The sequence below is a fragment of the Isoptericola sp. NPDC019693 genome (assembly GCF_044389085.1).
Taxonomy (GTDB): Bacteria; Actinomycetota; Actinomycetes; order Actinomycetales; family Cellulomonadaceae; genus Isoptericola.
The window spans coordinates 60095-83543 of record NZ_JBIRXP010000005.1; the positions used below are offsets into that span (position 1 = coordinate 60095).

18 protein-coding genes are annotated in these 23449 nt (G+C 76.0%); 3 read left to right on the top strand and 15 right to left on the bottom strand.

What is annotated here, in order from left to right; all coding sequences use genetic code 11:
* Nucleotides 1–5: 5 nt before the first annotated feature.
* From pgeF to mraZ, 14 genes are all read right to left on the bottom strand, one after another.
* Nucleotides 6–824, bottom strand: coding sequence for a peptidoglycan editing factor PgeF (gene pgeF / locus ACH436_RS15440; RefSeq protein ID WP_430561086.1), 819 nt, complete (start codon nucleotides 822–824; stop codon nucleotides 6–8).
* A gap of 7 nt (nucleotides 825–831) precedes the next feature.
* Complete coding sequence (gene ftsZ / locus ACH436_RS15445; protein ID WP_430561087.1) at nucleotides 832–2181, bottom strand: cell division protein FtsZ; 1350 nt, start codon at nucleotides 2179–2181, stop codon at nucleotides 832–834.
* Nucleotides 2182–2414: 233 nt separating this feature from the next.
* Nucleotides 2415–3140, bottom strand: coding sequence for a cell division protein FtsQ/DivIB (locus ACH436_RS15450; protein ID WP_430561088.1), 726 nt, complete (start codon nucleotides 3138–3140; stop codon nucleotides 2415–2417).
* A 281-nt stretch (nucleotides 3141–3421) separates the two neighbouring features.
* Entirely contained in the window at nucleotides 3422–4945 is a 1524-nt protein-coding gene (gene murC, locus ACH436_RS15455) for a UDP-N-acetylmuramate--L-alanine ligase (protein WP_430561089.1), read from the bottom strand.
* Complete coding sequence (gene murG, locus ACH436_RS15460; protein WP_430561090.1) at nucleotides 4942–6123, bottom strand: undecaprenyldiphospho-muramoylpentapeptide beta-N-acetylglucosaminyltransferase; 1182 nt, start codon at nucleotides 6121–6123, stop codon at nucleotides 4942–4944. Before murG ends, murC begins: the two co-directional genes overlap by 4 nt.
* Before the next feature lie 10 nt (nucleotides 6124–6133).
* A complete protein-coding gene (ftsW, locus tag ACH436_RS15465) occupies nucleotides 6134–7504 on the bottom strand; it encodes a putative lipid II flippase FtsW (RefSeq protein ID WP_430561091.1) in 1371 nt (456 codons plus the stop codon).
* Between the two features lie 38 nt (nucleotides 7505–7542).
* Nucleotides 7543–9024 carry a UDP-N-acetylmuramoyl-L-alanine--D-glutamate ligase gene (murD, locus tag ACH436_RS15470; RefSeq protein WP_430561092.1) on the bottom strand — a complete coding sequence of 494 codons (1482 nt, stop codon included), beginning with the start codon at nucleotides 9022–9024 and terminating at the stop codon, nucleotides 7543–7545.
* Nucleotides 9021–10103, bottom strand: a complete 1083-nt coding sequence (gene mraY / locus ACH436_RS15475) for a phospho-N-acetylmuramoyl-pentapeptide-transferase (RefSeq protein ID WP_430561093.1) — start codon at nucleotides 10101–10103, stop codon at nucleotides 9021–9023. Before mraY ends, murD begins: the two co-directional genes overlap by 4 nt.
* Complete coding sequence (murF, locus tag ACH436_RS15480; RefSeq protein WP_430561094.1) at nucleotides 10100–11602, bottom strand: UDP-N-acetylmuramoyl-tripeptide--D-alanyl-D-alanine ligase; 1503 nt, start codon at nucleotides 11600–11602, stop codon at nucleotides 10100–10102. Before murF ends, mraY begins: the two co-directional genes overlap by 4 nt.
* Entirely contained in the window at nucleotides 11599–13242 is a 1644-nt protein-coding gene (locus ACH436_RS15485) for a UDP-N-acetylmuramoyl-L-alanyl-D-glutamate--2,6-diaminopimelate ligase (RefSeq protein ID WP_430561095.1), read from the bottom strand. The genes murF and ACH436_RS15485 overlap by 4 nt, the downstream gene beginning before the upstream one ends.
* A gap of 132 nt (nucleotides 13243–13374) precedes the next feature.
* The gene (locus tag ACH436_RS15490) at nucleotides 13375–15375 is read right to left on the bottom strand and encodes a penicillin-binding transpeptidase domain-containing protein (RefSeq protein ID WP_430561096.1); all 2001 of its coding nucleotides are present in this window, start codon (nucleotides 15373–15375) and stop codon (nucleotides 13375–13377) included.
* A gap of 113 nt (nucleotides 15376–15488) precedes the next feature.
* Nucleotides 15489–15923, bottom strand: coding sequence for a hypothetical protein (locus tag ACH436_RS15495; protein ID WP_430561097.1), 435 nt, complete (start codon nucleotides 15921–15923; stop codon nucleotides 15489–15491).
* Nucleotides 15920–16984 (bottom strand): 16S rRNA (cytosine(1402)-N(4))-methyltransferase RsmH, encoded by a 1065-nt coding sequence (gene rsmH, locus ACH436_RS15500; RefSeq protein ID WP_430561098.1) that lies wholly within the window; start codon nucleotides 16982–16984, stop codon nucleotides 15920–15922. The genes ACH436_RS15495 and rsmH overlap by 4 nt, the downstream gene beginning before the upstream one ends.
* Before the next feature lie 174 nt (nucleotides 16985–17158).
* Complete coding sequence (mraZ, locus tag ACH436_RS15505; protein ID WP_416345614.1) at nucleotides 17159–17593, bottom strand: division/cell wall cluster transcriptional repressor MraZ; 435 nt, start codon at nucleotides 17591–17593, stop codon at nucleotides 17159–17161.
* Nucleotides 17594–17985: 392 nt separating this feature from the next.
* Here mraZ and ACH436_RS15510 point away from each other — a divergent pair, with 392 nt between their 5' ends.
* Genes ACH436_RS15510 through ACH436_RS15520 form a run of 3 tightly spaced genes read left to right on the top strand, consistent with a single transcriptional unit; the run spans nucleotide 17986 to nucleotide 22758 of the window.
* On the top strand, nucleotides 17986–19104 hold the full coding sequence (locus tag ACH436_RS15510) for an AAA family ATPase (protein WP_430561099.1): 1119 nt from the start codon (nucleotides 17986–17988) through the stop codon (nucleotides 19102–19104).
* A gap of 7 nt (nucleotides 19105–19111) precedes the next feature.
* Entirely contained in the window at nucleotides 19112–20524 is a 1413-nt protein-coding gene (locus ACH436_RS15515; protein ID WP_430561100.1) for a DUF58 domain-containing protein, read from the top strand.
* Nucleotides 20521–22758, top strand: a complete 2238-nt coding sequence (locus tag ACH436_RS15520; RefSeq protein ID WP_430561101.1) for a transglutaminaseTgpA domain-containing protein — start codon at nucleotides 20521–20523, stop codon at nucleotides 22756–22758. The genes ACH436_RS15515 and ACH436_RS15520 overlap by 4 nt, the downstream gene beginning before the upstream one ends.
* 225 nt (nucleotides 22759–22983) lie before the next feature.
* Here ACH436_RS15520 and ACH436_RS15525 read toward each other — a convergent pair whose 3' ends face one another.
* Entirely contained in the window at nucleotides 22984–23412 is a 429-nt protein-coding gene (locus tag ACH436_RS15525) for a DUF3040 domain-containing protein (RefSeq protein WP_430561102.1), read from the bottom strand.
* Nucleotides 23413–23449 lie beyond the last annotated feature (37 nt).

Genomic DNA, 23449 nt, shown 5'->3' on the forward strand with positions numbered 1-23449 from the left:
CCGGCTCAGGTCAGGACGACGACGCCCGCCTGCCGTCCCGTCGTCGTGCCCTGGGCGGTGGCGCGCCGGTGGGAGTAGAGGTCCGTGTCCGTGAGCGTGCAGCGGTCCACGCGGGTTGCGGCGACGCCGTGCGCCGCCAGCTGCGCGAGCACCCCGGCCGGGAGGTCGAGCGCGGGGGTGCCGGCCGCGGTCGTCGCCCACGTCTCGGGGACGACGGCGGCGACCTCGTCGCGCATCGCGGCGGGCACCTCGTAGCAGGACCCGCACACGGCGGGGCCGACCGCGGCCCGCAGGCTCTCGGCTCGCGCACCGCGGGCGAGCAGCTGCTCGACGACGCGGTGCACCACCCCGAGCGCGACCCCGTTGCGCCCGGCGTGCGCGACCGCCACGACCCGGGCCACCGGGTCCGCGAGGACGACCGGGACGCAGTCCGCGACCAGGACGCCGAGGGCGAGACCGGGCTCGGCGGTGACCATCGCGTCGGCCTCGCCCGCGGCGGCCGGCGGCTCCGTCGACGACCACTCGGCGAGCTCGGCCGCCCCCAGGTCGAGGACCCGGTCCCCGTGCACCTGAGCGGAGAACGCCACAGGCGCGCCGACCCACTCCCCGAGGCGGGCGCGGTTCTCGCGCACCCGCACCGGGTCGTCGCCCGTCGACGTCCCCAGGTCCAGGGACGACCAGGGCGCGGGCGACACCCCGCCGTGGCGCGTCGTGAAGCCCGCGACGACGCCCTCGCCGAGGTCCACCCGCAACAGCCCCGCACCGAACTGGTCCGGCAACAGCGCCTCCTGGGCCCAGCCGACCGCGCCGTGAGTTCCGCTCACCCGGCGCTCACTTGAGGAAGTCGGGCACGTCGAGCTCCTCGGCCGGGCGACGCGGCTCGTCGAACAGGCGCGGCACCTCGACCGGCCGCTCGACCGTGACGCCCTCGCCCTCGGCGTCCTCGACCACCGTGAACGGACGGCGCTGCTCCGCCGGCCGCGCCCCGGCCGGCGGGGCCGGGGGTGCGTCGAGGCTCACGGGCACGTCGTCCGGCTCCGCCGGGATCGGTCGCGGCTGCGCGGCGGCGGGCACCTGCGCGGTGGCGGGCTGCGGCGGGCGCGGCGGGGCGGTCTGCACCCCGGGCTGCGGCACGGGCGTCGCGGTCGCGCCCGCGTCGCCGGGGGCGACGGCCGGCTTGGCCGAGGCGCCGGAGATCTGCCCGAGGCCACGGCCGTCCTTGCGCGCCTGCGGCACGCCGCCGTCGAAGCCGGCGGCGATGACGGTGACCCGCACCTCGTCGCCGAGCGCGTCGTCGATGACCGTGCCGAAGATGATGTTCGCCTCGGAGTGCGCCGCCTCCTGGACCAGGCGGGCGGCCTCGTGCACCTCGAAGAGGCCGATGTCGCTGCCGCCCTGGATCGACAGCAGGACGCCGTGCGCGCCGTCGATGGACGCCTCGAGCAGCGGGGAGGAGATCGCGAGCTCGGCCGCCTGCACGGCGCGGTCCTCGCCCCGGGCCGAGCCGATGCCCATGAGCGCCGAGCCCGCCCCCTGCATCACGGACTTCACGTCCGCGAAGTCGAGGTTGATGAGGCCCGGGGTCGTGATGAGGTCGGTGATGCCCTGGACGCCGGAGTGCAGCACCTGGTCCGCCGAGTGGAACGCCGCGATCGCCGACACGCTCTTGTCCGACATGGACAGGAGGCGGTCGTTCGGGATCACGATCAGGGTGTCGACCTCCTCGCGGAGGGTGTCGATCCCCTGCTCGGCCTGCACCGAGCGGCGGCGGCCCTCGAAGGTGAAGGGGCGCGTCACGACGCCCACCGTCAGGGCCCCGAGCGAGCGCGCGATCCGGGCCACCACGGGCGCGCCGCCGGTGCCGGTGCCGCCGCCCTCGCCCGCCGTCACGAAGACCATGTCGGCGCCCCGCAGGACGTCCTCGATCTCCTCGGCGTGGTCCTCGGCCGCCTTCTTGCCGACCTCGGGGTCGGCGCCGGCGCCCAGGCCACGGGTGAGCTCACGGCCGACGTCGAGCTTGACGTCGGCGTCCGACATCAGCAGCGCCTGCGCGTCGGTGTTGATGGCGATGAACTCGACACCCTTGAGCCCGACCTCGATCATGCGGTTCACGGCGTTCACGCCGCCACCGCCGATACCGACCACCTTGATCACTGCCAGGTAGTTCTGCGGAGTTGCCACGTCGTTGCCTCTCGGGTCGTTCCTTGTCCCGACGTCCGGTCCTCGCTCCCCCGTCGCCCCGGCCCCTGAGGGCTAACCTTAAGGTTCGAGTTGAGGGTTAGAGTTATGTCAGGTTGCTGCTGCGATCGACGGTAGGCGGCGCGGCGGGCGCAAGGACGGACGTGCTCCGGCGTGTCGCGCGCGCCCGGTGCTTGCCTCGCCCGCCCGCGCGTGCCGCGCCGCCCTCAAGCACCTCATCGGGTCACCGGGAGCTCGGGCGACGACACGTCGATCGTGCGCGCTCCGTCGGCGAGCTTGCGCAGCGTGCGCACCGTCTCGACCTTGAGCGGCAGGTCGGAGCTGCCGCCCCACCGGACGGTCGTGCCGTCCTCCAGGACCGTCTCGACCGCGTCCTGCGTGTCGGCGCTCACGTGCTCCACCTGACCGGAGAGCTTGGCCGGCAGGGCCGCCAGCACGTGGAGCGCCGCCTGCAGCGCCAGCGCGTCGTCCAGCGGCACGTCCACCTGCGGCAGCCCCTTCGGCGCCGAGTCGCGCGTCGCCACGCGCACGCCGGACGGGTCGAGCAGCGCGAGCCGGTCGCCGTCCGGCACGGCCGCGACCGGGACGCGCGGGGTGAGCTCGACCGTCAGCCCGTGGGGCCAGGCGCGCGCGATCCGCACGTCCTTCACCCCGCGCAGCCCGAGCATCTGCTCCCGCATCGCCACGGTGTCCAGGCGCGGCAGCGGGGTGCCGTCCGGCGCCTGGGCGATCTCCCGCACCGCGGCCTCGTCCACGTACCGCCCCGCGCCGGAGACCGTGACGTCCGCCTTCTCCAGCGCGAGCACCGGCGACCAGAGCGCCACCCACGCGAGGCCCCCGACCAGCGCCAACGAGAGGACCCACGCGAGCACGCGCCGCCACGTCCGGTGCCGGCGCATCGCCGTGCGCTCGGCGAGCCGGTCCGCCATCGCCGTCGACACCCGGGGCGGGACCACCTGCCCGGCCGGGACCACCGCCGTCGCGGCGGTGCGAGGCCGCCGCGCCGGGGGTGCGCCCTTCGCGGCCGGGGTCTGCTTCGATGCCGATGCCGCGACCGGCTTCGAGGCCGGCTTCGACGCCGGGGTCGGAACCGTCCTCGTCGCGCCCGTCCTCGTCCCCGGGCCGCTCCCCCGGGCGCCACGTGCGCCGGCCCCGGACCGGTCGGGCGTCGTCGGGCCCGACGACGTGCGGGGGGCCGGGCGCGGGCGGGCTGGCGGTCGCATCACCCCATGGTCTCGTCGGGTGCCGCGACCCCGGGCGACGCCACGCCGGGCGTGCGCGCGGCGAGGTCGGCCAGGACCACCGGGCCGAGCTCGGTCACGTCGCCCGCGCCCACGGTGAGCACCAGGTCGCCCGGCCGGGCCAGCGCGGCCGCCGCGTGGGCGGCCTCGAGCCGGTCCTCGACGGCGCGGACCCCGCCGCCGGACGTGGTCCGCTCCAGCAGGTCGGTGATCGTGCGCGGGCCCACCGCCGGGTCGACGTCCTCCCGCGCCCGGTACACGCCCGTGACGACCACCTCGTCCGCGAGCGCCAGCGCCGCGGCGAACCGCCCCGCGAAGATCCGCGTGCGCGAGTACAGGTGCGGCTGGAAGAGCACGACGATGCGGCCGTCACCCGCGACCGGCCGCGCCGCCCGCAGCAGCGCCTCCACCTCGGTCGGGTGGTGGTCGTAGCTGTCGAACACCCGGACGCCGTCGGCCTCGCCCTTGGGCTCGAAGCGCCGACCCGTCCCGACGAACGTGCCCGCGCCACGGACGGCCGCACCGGGCTCGACGCCGAGCAGCGTCGCGGTCACGACGGCCGCGGTCGCGTTGAGCGCGTTGTGCGCGCCGGGGACCGCGAGGCGCAGCGCGCGCGGCTCGTCGCCGAGCGGGCCCCCGGAGACGACGGCCTCCACCGTTCCAGGTCCGACGACGACGTCGCGCACCCGCACGTCGGCCGCCGCGGCCTCGCCGTACGTCACCACGGCCCGGCCCGCGGCCCGGTGCGCCTGCGCGAGCGCCGCCGACCCGGCGTCGTCCGCGCAGGCGACGAGCGTGCCGCCCTCGGCGATGCGGCCGGCGAACTCCTCGAACGCCCGCTCGAAGGCCTCCTGCGAGCCGTAGTGGTCGAGGTGGTCCGGCTCGACGTTGGTCACGACCGCCACCGTCGGGGCGTAGTTGAGGAACGAGCCGTCCGACTCATCCGCCTCGGCCACGAGCACGTCGGACGCACCGAGGTGGCCGCCGGGCACCGCGCTCTCGCGGCCCTCCGCGTCCCGGACCCGCACGGTGCCCCCGATCGCGAACGACGCGTCGACGCCGCAGGCGCGCAGCACGGTCGCGACCATCGCCGAGGTCGTGGTCTTGCCGTGCGCACCGGCGACCGCCACCGCGCGGCGGCCCAGCATGAGGGACGCGAGCGCCTGGGAGCGGTGGAGCACCCGGATCCCGACGGCGCGGGCGGCGGCCAGCTCGGGGTTCGTCTCCCGCACCGCGGAGGACACGACGACCGTGTCGACCAGCGGGTCGCCGTCCGGCCCGACGACGTGCGCCGCGTCGTGCCCGACCCAGACCCGCACGCCGTCGGCCCGCAGCGCCTCGAGGGCGGGGCCGCCCGCCGCGTCGGAGCCCTGGACGTCGGCCCCGCGGGCCGCCAGCAGCCGTGCGACGACGGAGACGCCCGCGCCGCCGACGCCCACCAGGTGCACGCGCCCGAGGTCGTCGACGGGCAGCGCCGCGGGCCGCGCCGACGGGGAGGCGCTCATGCCTGCCGCCCCGCGTCCGAGCCCGCCCCGCGGGTCCCCTGCGCGACCGCCTCGGCGACGAGGTCGGCCACCCGTGCCGCGCCGTCGCGCACCCCCGTCGCCCGGGCGGCGGACGCCATCCGGCCGAGGCGCGGCCTGTCGGCGAGCAGCGCCGGCACGTGCTCGGCCACCCAGGCGGGCGTGAGGTCGGCGTCGTCGACGAGCAGGCCACCGCCCGCCTCGACCAGCGGCGCGGCGTTGAGCCGCTGCTCGCCGTTGCCGATGGGCAGCGGCACGTAGACCGCGGGCACCCCGAGGGCGGCGAGCTCGCAGACCGTGCCCGCGCCCGAGCGGGCGACCACGAGGTCCGCGACGGCGAGGGCGAGCTGCATCTCGGACAGGTACTCGCGCACCTGGTAGCGCGCGGCCTCGTGCCCGCCCGCCGCCGTGGCGGCGTCGACGGCGGCCCGCACCGGGCCGTCCTTCCCCTTGCCGGTGAGGTGCAACACCTGGACCCCGGCGCGCAGCAGCGCCTCCACCGAGCCGGCCAGCGCGGCGTTCACCGACGCGGCGCCCGAGGAGCCGCCCGTGACGACGAGCGTCGGCAGCCCCGCGTCCAGCCCGAGGGCGTCGGCGGCCTGAACGCGCGCGGCGAGGGCGTCGGCCTCGCGGGCCGAGACGAGCTCCGCGATCTCGGCGCGCAGCGGCAGCCCCACCACCTGGGCGCCCGGCAGCGGCGTGCCGGGGAACGTCGCCCCGACGCGGGCGGCCCAGCGGGCGCCGAGCTTGTTGGCCAGGCCGGCGCGGGCGTTCTGCTCGTGGATCACCACGGGGACGCCCTTGCGCCGGGCGGCGAGGTAGGCCGGGGTCGAGACGTACCCGCCGAAGCCGACGACCGCCTGCGCCCCGATCTCGTCGATCGCCGCCTCGGCCGCCTTCACCGCCGAGCTCAGCCGACCGGGCAGGCGCAGCAGGTCGACGCTGGGGCGCCGCGGCAGCGGCACGCGCGGGATCGGCCAGAGCCGGTAGCCGCGCTCCGGGACGAGGTCGGCCTCCAGCCCCGACGTGGTGCCGAGGGCGAGGATCCTGGCCTCCGGCTCGCGGGCGCGGAGCTCGTCCGCGACGGCGAGCAGGGGGTTGACGTGGCCGGCGGTGCCGCCTCCGGCGAGGACGACGGACGTGACTGCAGAGCTCTTCACAGGCAGGACCCTATCGGCCGCCGTCGCCCCCGCGGCGCCGTCCCGTCCCCCCGGTGGCACCCTGCCGGCCGCGCCGCGAGAGGACCGCGACCGACCGCTTGACGACGCTCCGGCGCGCTGCGAGGGCCTCCGCGGCACCCGGCTCGCTGCGCGCGAAGCTGATCACCACGCCCAGCGCCACCATCGTCGTGACGAGGGCCGACCCGCCCGCCGAAACCAGCGGCAGCGGGACACCGATCACCGGCAGGACGCCGATCACCACGCCGATGTTCACGAACGCCTGGCCCACGACCCAGCAGCCGATCGCGGCCGTGGTGATCTTCACGAACGGGTCCGGGTGGCGGCGGACCACCCGCGCCATCGCGACCCCGAGGACGACGAACAGCGCGAGCACCAGCAGGGTGCCGAGCAGGCCGAGCTCCTCGCCGATCACGGAGTAGATGAAGTCGTTGTGCGCCTCCGGCAGGTACTTCCACTTCTCGCGGCTGGCGCCCAGCCCCACGCCGAACAGACCGCCGGTACCGAGCCCGTACAGCCCGTGGATCGACTGGTAGCACTCGCTCGCCTCGTCGCAGGTGGACCCGTAGGTCGCGAGGATGCGGGTGAGCCGGTCGGAGCTGCCCTGGTTGACGATGAACGTCCACCCGACGAACAACGCCGCGCCGACCGCACCGACCCCCAGCATGGCGGCGGGTGCGCCCGAGACCCAGTAGGCGCCCAGGCCGAGCACGGCGAGGATCAGCGCCGTCCCCAGGTCGTGCCCGGCCATGACGAGGCCGAGGACCGCGCCGAGGCCCAGCGCCCCCGGCACGAGAGCCTGGCCCCAGCTGCCCAGCAGGTGCTGCTTGCGACCGAGCACCGCGCCCAGCCAGATCGCGAGCGCGAGCTTGGCCAGCTCCGACGGCTGGAACTGGATCGGCCCCAGGACCAGCCAGTTCCGGTTGCCGTTGACGAGCTTGCCGACGAACGGCACGGCCACCAGCAGCCCGAGGGCGACGATCATCGCCGGCCACGCCAGCCGCTTGTACCAGCGCACGGGCAGGCGCGCGGCGACCAGCATGAGGGGCAGGCCGATGAGGGCGAACCGCGCCTGCACCAGGAAGGCGGCGAACGGCGAGTCCCCCGCGGCGATGGACGTCACCGTCGAGCTGGACAGCACCATGACGAGGCCGATGACCAGCAGCAGCCCGGTGGCCCCGACCAGCAGGTAGTAGCTCGTGACGGTGCTGTTCCACTGGCCGAGCCAGGGCCGCTCGGCCCGCTTCGACGACGGTCGCGTCGGTGCCTTCGACGTCTTCGCGCCCCGGCCCTTCGCCGTCGCGGCGCCCGCCGGCCGGCCGGCGGCGCGTGGCCCGCGTCGGGTGCCCGTCGTGACCGCCATCCGACACCCCTCGTTCGTCCTCGCGGCGCCGCGGGCGCCTACAGCTCCGCCACGGCCGTGGCGAACGCCTCCCCCCGCTGGGCGTAGGAGGCGAACTGGTCCATCGACGCCCCCGCGGGTGCCAGCAGCACGGTGTCCCCGGGGCGAGCCAGGTCCCGTGCCGCGGCGACCGCGCGCCGCATCACGGACCCAGTGTCGCCGGGATCGACCACGACCACGGGGATCTCGGGCGCGTGTCGGGCCAGCGCCCCGCGGATCGGCTCCGGGTCGACGCCGATGAGCACGGCCGCGTGCAGGCGGTCCGCGCGGTCGGCGACGAGCGCGTCGAACGACGCCCCCTTGGCGAGCCCGCCGGCCACCCACACGACGGTGCCGGGCGCGTAGGCCGCGAGCGAGGCCGCGGCCGCGTGCGCGTTGGTGGCCTTGGAGTCGTCCACCCACGCGACGCCGTCGAGCTCGCGCACGCGGGCGATGCGGTGCGCACCGGGCCGGAACGCGCGCAGCCCGTCGCGCACGGCGGTCGCAGGCACGCCGTGCGCGCGGGCGAGCGCGGCCGCCGCCAGCGCGTTCGCGACCACGTGCGGCGGCACGCCCGGCGCACCGTCGCCGCCCCCGGGCGCGAGGTGCGCCAGGTCGGCGAGCGTGCCCAGCTCGGCGGCCGTGCGCTGCCGGTCCCGCGCGCCGGCCTCGGCGTGGAACGCGCGGTCGACGAGGACGCCATCGACCACGCCCAGCTGCCCGGGTCCCGGCGCGCCGAGGGTGAACCCGACGGCGACGGCCCCCTCGGTCACGTCGGCGTCGCGCACGAGCTGCTCGGTGCGCGCGTCCGCCGCGTTGTACACGCACGCCACCTGCGCCCGCGCGTAGATCCGGCCCTTGTCCCCGGCGTACGCCTCGAGGGAGCCGTGCCAGTCCAGGTGGTCGGCGGCCACGTTGAGCACGGCCGCCGCCTCGAAGGACGTCGTGAGCGTGTGGTGCAGCTGGAAGCTGGACAGCTCCACCGCGAGGACGTCCAGCGACGGGTCCTGGGCGGCCTCCACGACCGGCGTCCCGACGTTCCCGACCGCGGCGGCGCGCAGCCCGGCCGCGGTGAGGATCGACGCGAGCATCTCGACCGTCGTCGTCTTGCCGTTGGTGCCGGTGACCGCGAGCCACGGGGCGGGACCGCGCGCGCCGTCCGGTCCGGAGGTCCGGTCGACCCGGAGCCGCCAGGCCAGCTCGATCTCGCTCCACACGGGGACGCCCGCGGCACGGGCCGCCGCCAGCAGCGGTGTGCTCGGCGCCCACCCCGGGGAGGCCACCACGAGGTCCGCGTCGGCGACGACGCGCTGCGCGACCGCCGGGTCGTCGGCGTCGCGCACGTCGGCGTCGTGCGCGCGGCCGTCGACCGTGACCACCGAGGTCGGCCGACCGGCCTCGCGACCCGCCAGCGCTGCGACGACCGCGCGCCCGGTCACGCCGAGCCCGGCCACGACGACGCGGGCGCCGTCGGGCAGCGCCCGGGCGGCGGGCTCGGTCACGTGGCCACCCACTCGGCGTAGAAGACCCCCATGCCGAGGGCCGCGAACAGGCCGGCGATGAGCCAGAACCGGATGACGATCGTGACCTCGCCCCACCCCGACAGCTCGAAGTGGTGGTGCAGCGGCGCCATCTTGAACACACGCTTGCCCGTCAGTTTGAAGAAGCCGATCTGGATCACGTCCGACATGACGATGACGACGAAGAGGCCGCCGATGATCGCGGCGAGGATCTCGGTGCGCGACAGGATCGAGATGCCGGCCAGGGCGCCGCCGAGGGCGAGGGAGCCGGTGTCGCCCATGAAGATCTTCGCGGGGCTGGCGTTCCACCACAGGAAACCGATGCACGCGCCCGCGATGGCGGCGGCGACGATCGCGAGGTCCTGCGGGTCGCGCACCTCGTAGCAGCGCGGCCCGGCGGCGGCGAGGCGCTGGCACGACTGGTTGAGCTGCCAGATGCAGACGAGGACGTATGCGCCGAACACGATGATCGAGACGCCGGTCGCGAGCCCGTCGAGGCCGTCCGTGAGGTTCACGGCGTTCGACCAGGCGGTGATGAGGAAGTTCGCCCAGATCACGAAGAGGATGAGGCCGACCGTGACCCCGGCGAACGCCAGGTCGAGGTTGGTGTCGCGCAGGAAGGAGATCCGCGTCGACGCGGGCGTCCGCGCGTTGGCGTTGGGGAACTGCAGCGCGAGCACAGCGAAGCTGATCCCCACGAAGCCCTGGCCGATGATCTTCGCCTTCGGCGTGAGCCCCAGGGACCGCTGCTTGCGGATCTTCGTGAAGTCGTCGAGGAAGCCGACCAGCCCGAGGCCCGTCATGAGGTAGAGGCACAGCAGGGCCGACGCGCTCGGCGGCCGGCCGGCGATCAGCATCGACACCGCGACGCCCACCAGGGCCGCCGCGATGATGACGACGCCACCCATGGTCGGCGTGCCGCGCTTCGTGAAGTGCGCCGTCGGCCCGTCCTGGCGCACGAACTGGCCGTAGTTGCGGTGGATGAGGAACCGGATGAACAGCGGCGTCCCGAAGAGCGCGACGAGGCCGGACACCCCGGCCGAGACCAGGATCGCGATCACGGGGCGACCTCCGACGCGGTGTCGTGGGTGCCGTGGGTGCCGGGCACGGCCGGCCCGCCCGCGGCGAGCTCGTCGCCGAGGCGCCACAGGCCCGACCCGAGGGACGACTTCACGAGCACGACGTCGCCCGGCTCGAGCGCCTCGGCGAGCACCGCGCGCGCGGCGTCGAGGTCAGGCACGAAGACCGACTCCTCTCCCCAGGACCCCTCCTGCAGGGCACCCTCGTGGATGTGGTACGCCCCGTCGCCGACGACGACGAGCAGCTTGACGTTCAATCGCACCACGAGGCGGCCGATCTCGTCGTGCGCGGCGCGCGAGCCGTCCCCGAGCTCGAGCATCTCGCCGAGCACGGCGACCGAGCGGCGCGTGCGGCCCGCCATGACGGCGAGGGCCCGCAGCGCGGCGCGCATGGAGTCCGGGTTGGCGTTGTACGCGTCGTCGATCACGGTGACGCCGTCCGGGCGCTCGGTGACCGCCATCCGGTGCGGGCTCACGGGCGTCGCACGGGACAGCCCGTCGGCCACCCCGGCGATCCCGGCGGCGGTGGTGCCGCCCAGCGCGAGGACCGCCGTCGCCGCGGCGAGCGCGTTGCTCACGTGGTGCGCGCCCACGAGCCGCAGGTCCACGGGCGCCGGCTCCGCCGCGCCCGGGGCGTGCGCCACGGCGAGCCCGAACGAGGCACGGCCGGACGCGTCCACCCGGACGTCCGCGGCGCGCACGTCGGCCGAGGTGATGGTGCCGAACGTGGTGACGGTGTGCTCGGGGGCCGCGAGCGACGCCATCGCCGCGACCCGCTGGTCGTCGGCGTTGAGCACCACCGTGCCACCGGCCACGACGCCCGAGACCATCTCGGCCTTGGTGCGCGCGATCGCCTCGACCGAGCCGAACTTGCCCACGTGCGCGACGCCCACCGCGAGCACGATGCCCACGTCGGGCGGGGCGATCCGCGTGAGGTAGGCGATGTTGCCGGGGCCGTCCGCGCCCATCTCGAGCACGAGGAACCGCGTGGCGTCGGTGACCCGCAGCACGGTCAGCGGCAGGCCGACCTCGTTGTTGAACGACCCGCTGGGCACCACCAGGCCGTCCTCGGGCGCCACGCCCTCGGGCAGCAGGTCCGCGAGCAGCTGTCCGAGCAGGTCCTTGGTGGTCGTCTTGCCCACCGAGCCGGTGACGGCGACGACCCGCAGGTCGCCGCCGGCCCGCACCCGGGCGAGCACGACGCGGGCCAGCTCGCCGAGCGCGGCCTGCACGTCGTCGACGACGACGCTCGGCACGCCCTCGAGCTCGCGGGCGGCGAGGACCAGCGCGGCCCCCGAGGCGACGGCGGCGCGGGCGAAGTCGTGCCCGTCGACGTGCTCGCCGGGCAGCGCGACGAACAGCCCGCCCGCCTCCACGCGGCGGGAGTCGACGACGACGGGCCCGGTCACCGGTGTGGCGGCGTCGGCGTGCAGCCGTCCCCCGGTCGCCTCGGCGACGTCGGCGGCGGTCAGCGCGATCATGCGGTGGTCCTCTCGTGCCGCCGCTGCAGCGCGCGGCGGGCCTCTTCACGGTCGTCGAGCTCGAGGTCGACGCCCGCGACCTCCTGGATGGTCTCGTGGCCCCGGCCCGCCACGAGGACGGTGTCGTCGGCCCCCGCGTCGAGCACGGCGGCCTCGATGGCGGCCGCACGCGGCGCGGCCTCGGTCACGACGACGTCGCGACCCGACTCCCGGGCCGCCTCGCGGGCCGCGCGGGCCCCGTCGAGGACGGCGGCCCGCACGACCGCCGCGTCCTCGCCGTGGGGGTCGTCGTCGGTGACGACGACGACGTCCGCCCCCTCGACGGCGGCGGCGCCCATGGCCGGGCGCTTGCCCTTGTCCCGGTCGCCCGTGGCGCCGAAGACGACGACGAGCCGGCCGGCCGTCGTCGGGCGCAGGGCGGCGAGCGCCAGCTCGAGGGCCTCGGTGTTGTGCGCGAAGTCCACGATGACGCGCGGGTGCCCGTCGCCGCCCGCCCCGACGACCTCCATGCGTCCCGGGACGACGGCCGACAGTCCGCCCACGGTGTCCAGGGCCTCGGCCACGTCCTCGACGTGCGCGCCGCCCTCGAGCACCATCGCGACGGCCAGCGCGGCGTTCGCCACGTTGAACCCCCCGGGCAGGGACGTCGACGTGCGCAGCGAGCGGCCGTCGGTGTGCGACAGCGTGAACGCGGAACCGGTGCCGTGCTGCGCGACGTCGGTGACGGTCCAGTCGGCCCGCGCCTCGCCGTCGCGCGGCTCGCGGGTGCGCAGCGTCGCCACGGGGACCTGTGCGGCGGCCGCCATGCGCTCGCCCCACACGTCGTCCACGACCACGACGCCGCGGCGCGCGTGCTCCGGGGTGAACAGCAGGGCCTTCGCGTCGAAGTACGACTGCAGGTCGCCGTGGAAGTCCAGGTGGTCCTGGCTGAGGTTGGTGAAGCCGACCACCCCGAACTCGATGCCGTCCACGCGGTGCATCGACAGCGAGTGGGAGGAGACCTCCATCGCGAGCGTGCGCACCTCGGCCTCGCACATCGCGGCGAGCAGCGCCTGGAGGTCCGCGGCCTCCGGCGTGGTGAGCCGGCTGGGCAGCACCGTGTCGCCCGCGCGCATCTCGACCGTGCCGATCAGGCCGCCGGTCCAGCCGAGGGCCCGCAGCAGGTGGTCCACCTGGTAGGTCGTCGTCGTCTTGCCGTTCGTGCCGGTGACGCCGAAGGTCATGAGGTGCTCGGCGGGCTCGCCGTAGACCCAGGCGGCGACGGGCCCGAGCACCGCGCGCGGGTCCGCGGCGACGAGGACCGGCACCGCCGGGTCGAGGGCGTCCGGCCCGGCGGCGAGGGTGGCCGCGCCGGCCGCGTCGGTCAGCACGGCGCGCGCCCCCCGGGCCACGGCGTCGGCCGCGAACCGTGCGCCGTGGGCGTGCGCACCGGGAAGGGCGACGAACAGGTCGCCACCGGAGACCGCACGGTTGTCGGACGCGACCGAGGTGACGACGGTGTCGGCGGGGACCTGGGGCCGGGAGCCGGCCTCGTCGGGCGCCGCCGGAGTCGTCACCTCGAGCCCGAAGGTCAGGGCGAGGTCCCGCACCCGCCGGGGCGTCGTGCCCGCGGGCCGGATACGGGGAAGCGGGGATGTCACGGAGAAGAACCTACCGTCTGCGTGCCAGGGGCCCGGCACCCGGTGTGCCGGGAATGAGAACCGTCACGGACCGCACGGCGCCGCTCGTCGGGCGGCTCGCCGCGCCGCTCACAGGGGCGATCACCGGGTCGCTCACCACGTGAGGGGGTAGGGCTTGAACGGGGTCGCGCTCGGCGGCACGTCCATCTTCTGCAGCGTGTACCCCATGAGGTCGCTGAAGACCGGTGCGGCCACCACGCCGCCGAAGATCGACGACTGCGGGCTGCGCAGGAAGACGGACACCGTGTAGCGCGGGTCGTCGGCGGGCGCGACGCCGATGAACGACGCCATGTAGGTGGTGCCGGACCCGGTCCACATCTGGGCGGTACCGGTCTTGCCCGCCACCCGGTAGCCGGGCACCCGCGCGTTGGCGGCCGTGCCCTCCTCCCCCACGACGGACTCCATCATCCGCATCACGGACGCCGCCGTCTTCTCGGAGACCACCCGGTCCTCACCCGGGGCCTCGGCGGGCGTGAACGTGCCGTCCGGCGCCCGCGTGCCGGCCACCAGGCTGGGCTCCACCCGGACGCCGCCGTTCGCGATCGTGGAGAAGACCTGCGTCGCCTGCATGGCGTTCACGGCCACGCCCTGTCCGAACAGGATCGCGTACGGGGTGCGGGCGTCGTGCGCCAGCGTCTGCTCCGAGGGCAGGATGCCCGCCGACTCGCCCGGCAGCCCGAGGCCGGTCGGGTTCCCGAACCCGAACTTGCCCAGGTAGTCGTAGCGGACGTCCAGCGGGATCTTCTCGCCGATCTGCACCGTGCCCGTGTTCGACGAGTGCGCGAGCACGCCGGCGAGCGTCAGCCGCTGCTCCGGGTGCTCGTGCGAGTCCTTGAAGGACTCGCCGTTGGGGGTCGTGTACCGGTAGGGCACCCGGAACTGGCTGTCCGGTGACCAGTAGCCCTCCTCGAGGGCCGCCGCCATCGTGATGACCTTGCCCGTCGACCCCGGCTCGAAGACGTCCTTCACGGCGCGCGAGCCGTTGGCGACGGCGGACGTCGACCGGTCGTTGGGGTCGACGTCGCCCGAGTCCGCCACCGCCAGCACCTGACCCGTGCGCACGTCCTCCACGACGGCCATGGCGTACTGGGCGCCGGTCTTCGAGACGGCGTCGTCGAGCAGCTCCTCCGCCTTCCACTGGACGTCGGAGTCGATGGTGAGCTGCACGTCGCTGCCGGGCACGGCCTCGGTGGCGTCGCGCTCGGATCCCGGGATCGGGACGCCGTCGCGGCCGCGCTCGTAGGTGACCTTGCCGTCGGTGCCGGCGAGCACGTCCTCGTAGGCGCGCTCGAGCCCGCCCTGCCCCACCTGGTCGCGGTCGACGAAGCCGACGAGCGTGCCGGCGACCACGCCCGCCGGGTAGGTGCGGCGCGAGGTCAGCTCGGTGCGGATGTAGGCCTGGAGGTCGAGCTTGGCGATCGCCCGCTGCACCTCGGGCACCGCGTTGCGCTGGAGGATCACGTACCGGTCGTCGCCGTTGAGCTTCGCGGCGAGCTCCGCGGGGTCCTCGTCGAGGATCGGCGCGAGGAGCTGCGCGATGCCGAGCGCGCCGTCCTGCACGGCCCGGCCCGTGTCCGTGTCCACGCGCTGGCCGCCCTGGAAACCCTGGATGGCGAGCGTGTCGGCCGAGATCGTGTACCGGTCCACCGACGTCGCGAGCACGCGTCCGTTCGTGTCGACGATGTCGCCGCGGTGCGCCAGCTCCACCGAGTGCGTCGTGCGCGCCTCCTGGGCCTTCGCGGCGAGCGCCGGCCCCTGGAAGATCTGCACCTGGACCAGCCGCCCGACGAAGACCGTGAGCACGAGCGCCGCGACGACCATGATCCACCGCTGGCGGCGTCCGGGGTCGCCGGGCCGGCCGCGGACCGCGGAGCCGGCCCGCGGGCGCGGCGGGGCGCCCCCGCTGCGCGCCGGCGCGCGCCCGGGAGCGCGGACCGCCGTCGACGGGGCACGCCGCCGCCCGCCGCCCGACGCGCGGGTCGAGGACGGATCGGTGCGCCGGCCTGCCGCCGGCCGCGCCGCGCCCGACCGGCCACCGCCCGACCGAGGGGTCGAGCGCGAGGCCGAACCGTTCGCGGTGCGGGAGGAGCTCACCCCCCGAGTCTGCGGGGCCGGGGCCCGGGTCGTGCGCGCCGGGCCCGGGCGTGTCGCACGCCCGGGCGCGGGGCGGCCCGAGCCCGAGCCGCGCCCGGCGGACGTCCGCCCCGTCACGGCGTCTCCGTGTCGCCGATCCCGACCTTCGCGCGCTTCTCGACGCTGATCATCGTCGGGTCCTCGGCGGGGACCATGCCGAGCTTCGTGGCACGCTCGGCCAGCGACGCCTCCGCGGCCCGGAGCTGCTCCTGCTGCGTCTGGACGTCCTGCGCCACCTGACCGACCTCGGCCTGCAGCCGGGACGCCTCGTACGACCCGCGCGCCATCGACGTGTTGAGGAGCAGGGCGGCGAGCAGCGCGGCGGCCAGGATGACCGCGCACAGGACGAGGAACGGGACGCCCGACGTCGCCTGGAGGGGCGCACGGACCGCGTCCAGCCGACGACCGCGATCGGCGGCGCCGCCGGGCAGCGACGTCAGCGGAGCGCGGCGGGGGGCCGCGGCGGGGCGGCGGGTCCCGGGGCTGGCGGGGGCACGCAGGGCGCTCATCGGCGGTCCTCCTTGATGTGCGGGGCGGTGCGCGAGGCGGTGTGCGGACGCGTGGCCTGACGACCGGTCGCGGGGCGCATGTGGTCGGGGGTGGGGCGGACGCGACGGGCGGCCCGCAGGCGGACGGACGCGGCCCGGGGGTTGCGCTCCAGCTCCGCCTCGTCCGCCTCCTCGGCGCCCCGCGTGAGGGCCTCGAGGTAGGGCTTGTGCGTCTCCGGCTCGACCGGCAGGCCGGCCGGCGCGCTCGACGTCGTCCCGCGCGCGATGGCCCGCTTGACGATCCGGTCCTCCAGCGACTGGTAGGACTCGACGACGATCCGCCCGCCGACGGCCAGCGCCTCGATCGCGGCGGGCACGGCGCGCTCGAGGACCTCGAGCTCGCCGTTCACCTCGATCCGCAGCGCCTGGAACGTCCGCTTGGACGGGTTGCCGCCGGTGCGCCGCGCCGCGGCGGGGATGGACGCCCGCACCAGGTCGGCGAGCTCGCCGGTGCGCTCCCACGGCCGTTCGTCGCGACGGCGCACGATCGCGCGGGCGATGCGCGGCGCGAACCGCTCCTCGCCGTACTCGCGCAGCACCCGGGCGAGCGCACGCTCGTCGTAGGAGTTGAGGACGTCCGCGGCGGTGGCGCCGCGCGTCTGGTCCATGCGCATGTCGAGCGGGGCGTCCTGGGCGTAGGCGAAGCCGCGGTCGGCCTCGTCGAGCTGCAGCGACGACACGCCGAGGTCCATGAGGACCCCCTGGACGCCGGCCAGGCCGAGGTCCGCGACCACGTCACCGATCTCGTCGTACACCGCGTGCACCGGCGTGAAGCGCTCGCCGAAGCGTTCGAGCCGGGCGCCGGCGAGGCGCAGCGCCTCGGTGTCCCGGTCGATCCCGACGACCCGAGCGGTCGGGACCTGCTCGAGCACCGCCTCCGTGTGGCCGCCCATGCCCAGCGTGCAGTCGACCAGCACGCTGCCGGGCGCCTCGAGCGCCGGGGCGAGGAGGTCGACGCACCGCTGGAGCAGCACGGGCAGGTGGCGGTCTCCCGTGGGTCGCGCGTCGTCCGGTGTGCTCATCGTGGTCCTCCTCTCGCTGGTGGTCTCGTGCCGGGGTGGTGGGGCCCCGCCCGGCCAGGTCTCCCTCCGCGCCGTTCTGGCGCCGGGGAAGTGCGCCAGACCCTCGCGGGAGGAGGCCTCGTCGTGCGGGGCCGTTGCTGCTGGGCTGCTGTGCGGTTGTGGGTGGTGCGTGGTTCAGAACTGCAGGTCGGGGAAGATCTGCTCGGACGTCTCGGAGTACGACGACTCCTGCTCGGCCAGGTAGGTCTCCCAGGTGGTCCGGTCCCAGACCTCCACGCGGGTGCCGGCGCCGATCACGGCGACGTCCCGGTCGAGGCCGGCGTACGCGCGCAGGGCGGCCGGGACGACCACCCGCCCCTGCTTGTCCGGCAGCTCGTCGCTGGCACCCGACAGGAACACGCGCAGGTAGTCGCGCGCCTGCCGGCTGGTCACGGGGGCCTGCCGCACCTGCTCGTACATACGGCCGAACTCGTCCATCGGGAGGAGGAAGAGGCAGCGCTCCTGTCCCCTCGTCATGACGAGGCCGGGAGCGAGTCGGGCACGGAACTTCGCGGGGAGGATGAGCCGGCCCTTCTCGTCGAGCTTGGGGGTGTAGGTGCCGAGCAGCAGCCCGGACCCCGGAAACGTGTCCTCCAGACCTGCCACGGCTCGCACCTCCCCTCGCGCTCCCGCGGCCTCCAAACTACTCCACTTTCCTCCACCGGGCGCGGCCAACGATGGGCACCACTCCCCATCTCACCCGCTCCTCACACAGTCCCCCCACATCGCCGCAGGTCAGGGCATCGGGACCGGGCCCGACACCGGGTGGAGGACGGTGGAGGGAAAGCCGGCACGCGCGTGTCGCAGGAGGCCCGCACGCGGGGCCGAGAGGCCCTCGCGGCGTGCAGCGGCACCCGCGGGGCGCGGCGTGGAGCGATGTGGAGCGGGTGATCGTCGTCACGTCCGGGCCGGGTTCCACTAGGCTGCGAGAACGTCACGAGCACGTGAACCGGAGGTCACCCGTGCACCCAGAACCCGTCTCCCCCACGCTGTCCGGCGCGCGCACGGAGACGGAGGAACGCAGGGACGGAGCCGACCCCTCCGCCGGCCCCGCCACCGGCACCGACGCGCTGGCACGGGACCTCGACGAGCTCGTCACCGCCACCGGCAGGGTCCGGGACGCGATCGAGTCCGTGGTCTCGGGGCGCCCGGGGCTCGCCGACGTGACCGTCGCCGTCCTGCTCGCCGAGGGGCACCTGCTGATCGAGGACGTCCCCGGGGTGGGCAAGACGACGCTGGCGAAGGCCCTCGCGCGGAGCATCGACTGTCGCGTCGGCCGCATCCAGTTCACGCCGGACCTGCTCCCCAGCGACCTCACCGGCGTCAACATCTTCCGCACGGCCACGCACGACTTCGAGTTCCGGCCCGGCCCCGTGTTCAACAACGTCGTGATCGGGGACGAGATCAACCGCGCCTCGCCGAAGACGCAGTCGGCGCTCCTCGAGTGCATGGAGGAGGGCCAGACGACGATCGACGGCACCACCCACACGCTGCCGCGGCCCTTCCTCGTCGTCGCGACGCAGAACCCGGTGGAGATGGAGGGCACCTACCCGCTGCCCGAGGCGCAGCGCGACCGGTTCATGGCACGTCTCACGGTCGGGTACCCGGACACCGAGGCCGAGCTGCAGATGCTCGACCGGCAGGAGTCCGCCGACCCCCTGGCCCACCTGTCCCCCGTCACCACGGGCGCCGACATGGTGCGGTACGCCCAGGCGGTGCGCGCCGTGTTCGCGGCGGGCCCCGTCAAGCAGTACGTGCTCGACCTCGTGGGTGCGACACGACAGCACGAGGGGGTCCGGCTCGGCGCGTCGCCGCGGGCCTCGCTCCAGCTGCTGCGTGCCGCCAAGGCCGCGGCCGCCATGGCGGGGCGCGAGCACGTGCTGCCCGACGACGTGCAGTCCCTCGCCGTCCCGGTCCTGGCCCACCGGCTGATCCTCAGCACGGAGGCGCGGCTCGGCGGCGTGGCGCCCGAGGCCGTGGTCTCCGAGATCGTCCAGCGCACGGCCGTTCCGGCTGGGCGGGCGGCCGTCGCCCCGCCCGCCGGATCGTTCGCGCGGCCCGCCCACGAACGCGGCCGGTAGGCCGGCGATGTCCGGCGACGACGCGCCCGGCCCGGTCCCTGCCGCCACCGAGCGCGGGACCGAGCGCGGGACCGGGCGCGACACCGCGGAGAACCGGCACCCCGCGCTGCGGCGGCTCGTGCGCGTGCGCCCCACCCGCCGCGGTCTCGCCCTGCTCGTCGCGGGCCTGGTGCTCGCCACCGCGGGCGTGCTGCTCGATCTGCCCGACGTCGTGGGGCTCGGCGCCGCCGCCGTGCTCGCGGTCCTCCTCGCGTGGGCGCTCATGGGGATGCAGCGCCTCGACGCCGGACGCGGCGCCCTCGTCGTGACGCGCGAGCTCACGCCCAACCCCGTGGTGCGCGACCAGACCGCCGCGGTGCGCCTGGTCGTCGGCGCCCGGGCACGGACCGGCGCGGCCTACGAACGGCTGGCCCGGCTGCGGCTCTCCGAGCAGGCGGCGCACGAGCTGGCCGGGCCGCACGGGATCCGCGCCCGGGTGACCGCGCACGCCGACCGCATCGCGGTGTCCTACGCGCTCACCCCGTCGCGCCGTGGCCGGTGGGCCCTCGGTCCGCTGCTCACCACGCGCACCGACGTCTTCGGGCTGGTCCGCACGACCCAGCCGCTCGGCGCCGCGACCCGCGTCGCCGTGTGGCCGCGCACGGTCGGCCTGCCCACGCGCACGCGGGTCCTCGGCGACGTCGAGCGCGCGGCCACGGGAGCACGGCTCGCGTCCACGGACGACTCCGTCCTGCGCGAGTACGTCTCCGGCGACGACCCTCGGCGGGTGCACTGGGCGGGCTCGGCGCGCCAGGGCCGGCTCATGGTCCGGGCGGACGAGAGCGCCGGCGTGCGCCCGGTGACCGTGCTGTTCGACCGGTCGCTGCTCCCGCCGCCCGTCGACCCGCGCACGGGCGTCTGGCCGTCCACCCGGGGCACGCGCACGCACGCCGAGGGCGAGCTCGCCGTGGAGCTCGCGGCGTCGGTCGCCACCTCGTTCCTCGACGCGGGCCACCCCGCGCGCCTCGTGCCGTCCGGGTCCGGCCCCGCTCCCGTGCCCTTCGCCTCGGGGGCACGGACCGGCCGCGCGACCGTCCTGGACCGGACGGTCGACCTGCGCGGCCACCGCGGGGGCGCCGACGCCGAGCGCGCCCTCCTGCAGACGGTCCGCGCCCTGCGCGCCTCGCGCTCGCAGGAGGAGATCGTCGTCGCAGTGCTCGGCCCCCAGCCGGAGACGGCGCTGCGCGAGATGGCCGAGCTCGGCGTCGAGGGCACCTGCTGGGCGCTCGTCGTCGCCCCTGCCGACGCCCCCGGCACCGGCCCGACGCCGGGAGGCGACACGGTCGCCGCCCTGCGCGCCGCGGGCTGGCGCGTGGCGACCTGCCGCCCCGGCACGGCGCCCGACCACGCCTGGGCGCTCCTGGCGGAGGGAGCCGCATGATCCCCGCCCACGCAGGTCCGACGGCCCGCACCGTCGCCTCTGGGGTCCTGGTGGCCGTGGCGGTCGCGGCGTCGATGCTCTCCCTCACGAGCATCGTGCTGCCCGGAGGGTGGACGCGCGCCGGCCTCCTGGGCATCCTCCTCGTCAGCGCGACGACGGTCACCTCTCGCGTGGTGGTCGAGCGACGGGCCCGCGCCCGGGGGCTGCGCACCAAGGAGTCCGGCTCCGCGTGGCCCAGCGTGCTGGGCGCCGTCGTCGCCGCCTGGTTCGTCGTCGCCCGGTACGGCGGGCCCACCGCCGACCCGACCTTCGTCGTCACCCCGGAGCACGTGTCGCGGGTCGTGGCCCGCCTGGGCGAGGCCGGCGAGATCGCCCGGTCCGAGGTCGCACCCGTGACCGGCAGCGTCCCGATGGGCCTCCTCACCGTGGGCGGCACGCTGCTGGTGCTGCTGCTCGCCGACGCGCTCGCGGGGGCCCTGCGCCGTCCGGCCGCGGTCGGGCTGCCCCTGCTCGCGCTGTGGGCCCCTCCGCTCGTGCTCACGGGGCGGGTGCCGTGGGGCGTCTTCGTCGTCACCGTCACCGCGCTGCTGCTCCTGCTCACCCTGGACGGGCCGCTCGTGGCACGCAGCCGGCGGGCCGAGCGCACGCCCGCCCCCGTGCGGCGCGCCGAACGGTCCCGCGCCGTCGCGACCACCGCCGGGGCCGTCGTGCTCGCCGTCGCCGCCGGGCTGGTCGGGACCGCCTCCGCCGCGCTCCCCGGCGGGCCCGCCGGCTGGTACCGGACCTTCACCACGACCGGCGACACCATCCGCCTCGCCGAGGACCTCGACATCCTGCGGAGCCTGACCGAGCGGTCCAGCTCCGTCGTCCTGACCTACGACACCGGCTCCGACGCCGACGTGGGCCCGCTGCGCAGCTACACCGCCACCGCCTTCGACGGGCGCCGGTGGCAGCGCGGCGAGGAGCGCGGCGGCCGGGAGTTCGCCGACCGCGACGTGCTGTGGCCGGACGACCCGCCGTCGGGCGAGCTCGCGGTCCGCCGGGTGGCCCTCGACGTCGGCGAGCTGCGCGACGACAAGCTGCCCATCAGCATCGACCCGCGCCAGGTCGCCGCGGACGACGGGGCGTGGGGCTACGACCCCGTCCGGGACGAGGTCGTCGGTGGCCTCACGAGCGCGGGCGACGCCTACACCCTGACCGTGCACGAACGGGACCTCGAGCCCGCCACCCTCCGGGAGGCGCCGGCCGCGGACCTCGACCCGGTGTACACCGAGGTGCCGGACACCGCCCACGCCGGGGACGTCGAGGCCGCCGCACGGGAGGCCGTGGGCGACGCCGACACCGTGTACGACCAGGCGGTCGCGCTCCAGCGCTGGCTCCGCGACCCCACGCGCTTCACCTACTCCACGACGATCCCCCGCGGGGGCACCGGCGACCCGGTCTGGGACTTCCTGCAGCACCGCACCGGCTACTGCATCCAGTTCGCGACGACCATGGTGGTGATGGCCAGGTCCCTCGGCATCCCCGCGCGGCTCGCGGTCGGGTACCTGCCCGGCGACCGCGCGGGCGAGACCTCCTGGGAGATCACCGGGCAGGACTCGCACGCCTGGCCCGAGATCTACTTCCGGGGCACCGGGTGGGTGCGCTTCGAGCCGACCCCCGCGCAGCAGACCGGGAGCCCGCCCGCGTACACGATGCCGCGGGTGCAGGGCGATCCGACGGCGGTTCCCACGGCCGACGACCTCCGCGAGCGCCGACCCACCGCCGGGAGCGACGCGACCGACGACGAAGCCACCCCGTCGGCCTCCACCGCGGTGTCCGTCACACCGGTCGTCGACACCGGCCTCCCCGCGTGGGTGTGGATCACCGCGGGCAGCCTCGTCGTGGTCCTGGTGGGCGGCCTGGTGCTGATGCTCGCCCGACGGCGGCGCGAGTCCGAGGAGCTCGATCCCGAGCTCGCCTGGCAGCAGGTGCTCGCCTCCCTCGCCGCCGAGGGGGTCCGGCTGCCGCCGGCCACCACGCTGCGGCGCGCTCCCGACGCCATCGCGTCGGCGGTGAGCGCGCGCTCGGGTCGCGAGCTCGCCCCCGAGGTCCGACACGACCTGGTCGCCCTCGCGCGCGCGGCCGAGGCGAGCCGGTACGCGCGCGAGCCCGAGCCGCCCGAGGCCGACGAGCTCGAACGGCTCACGGCGGCCGTGACCACAGGGCTCGACGAGACGCTGTCGGCCCGGTGACGACGGGCGCGGTGACGACGGGCGCGGTGACGACAGGCCCGGTGTCGACGGGCCCGAGCGACGCCGCGCGGGTCGAGCACCGCTGAACAGGCGGGGGTGACCGCGCGCCCGCGGCGGTCTCAGCGACCGCCGGGCGAGACGACGAGCCCGCCCGGTCCTTGACGGACGGGCGGGCTCGAGAACCGCGCGGGCACGGACGTCACGACGGGGATGACCCCGTGACGATCAGCGCCCCTGGTCGCGTCGGCGCTCCCAGCGTTCCTCGAGGCGGGCCAGGAAGCCCTCCTTCTTCGCCGCCGGGGCCGGCCGCGGCGCGGCACGACCCGGTCGCGCACGGTCGGGGTTGGTGGCCGGGTCGACGGTGCCGTCGGGACGGACCACGCCGGTGGGCCCGGAGCGCCGCGGTGCCGCGAACGCGAAGGCGACGCCGGCGAACATCAGGACGAAGCCGACGACGCCGACCCAGGCCTGCGACGTCGCAGCACCGACCACGAGCAGCAGCAGCCCGGCGACAACTCCGACGCCGGCCAGGACATACCGCAGGGGCGACCGGCGGCGCGCCTGCTGCAGGGTGTTGGCCAGACGGGGATCGTCGCTGCTCAGCGCGCGCTCCATCTGCTCCAGCACTCGCTGCTCGTACTCGGACAGTGGCATCGAGTCCCCCCGGGGATCGAGGTGGAACGGTAACGCC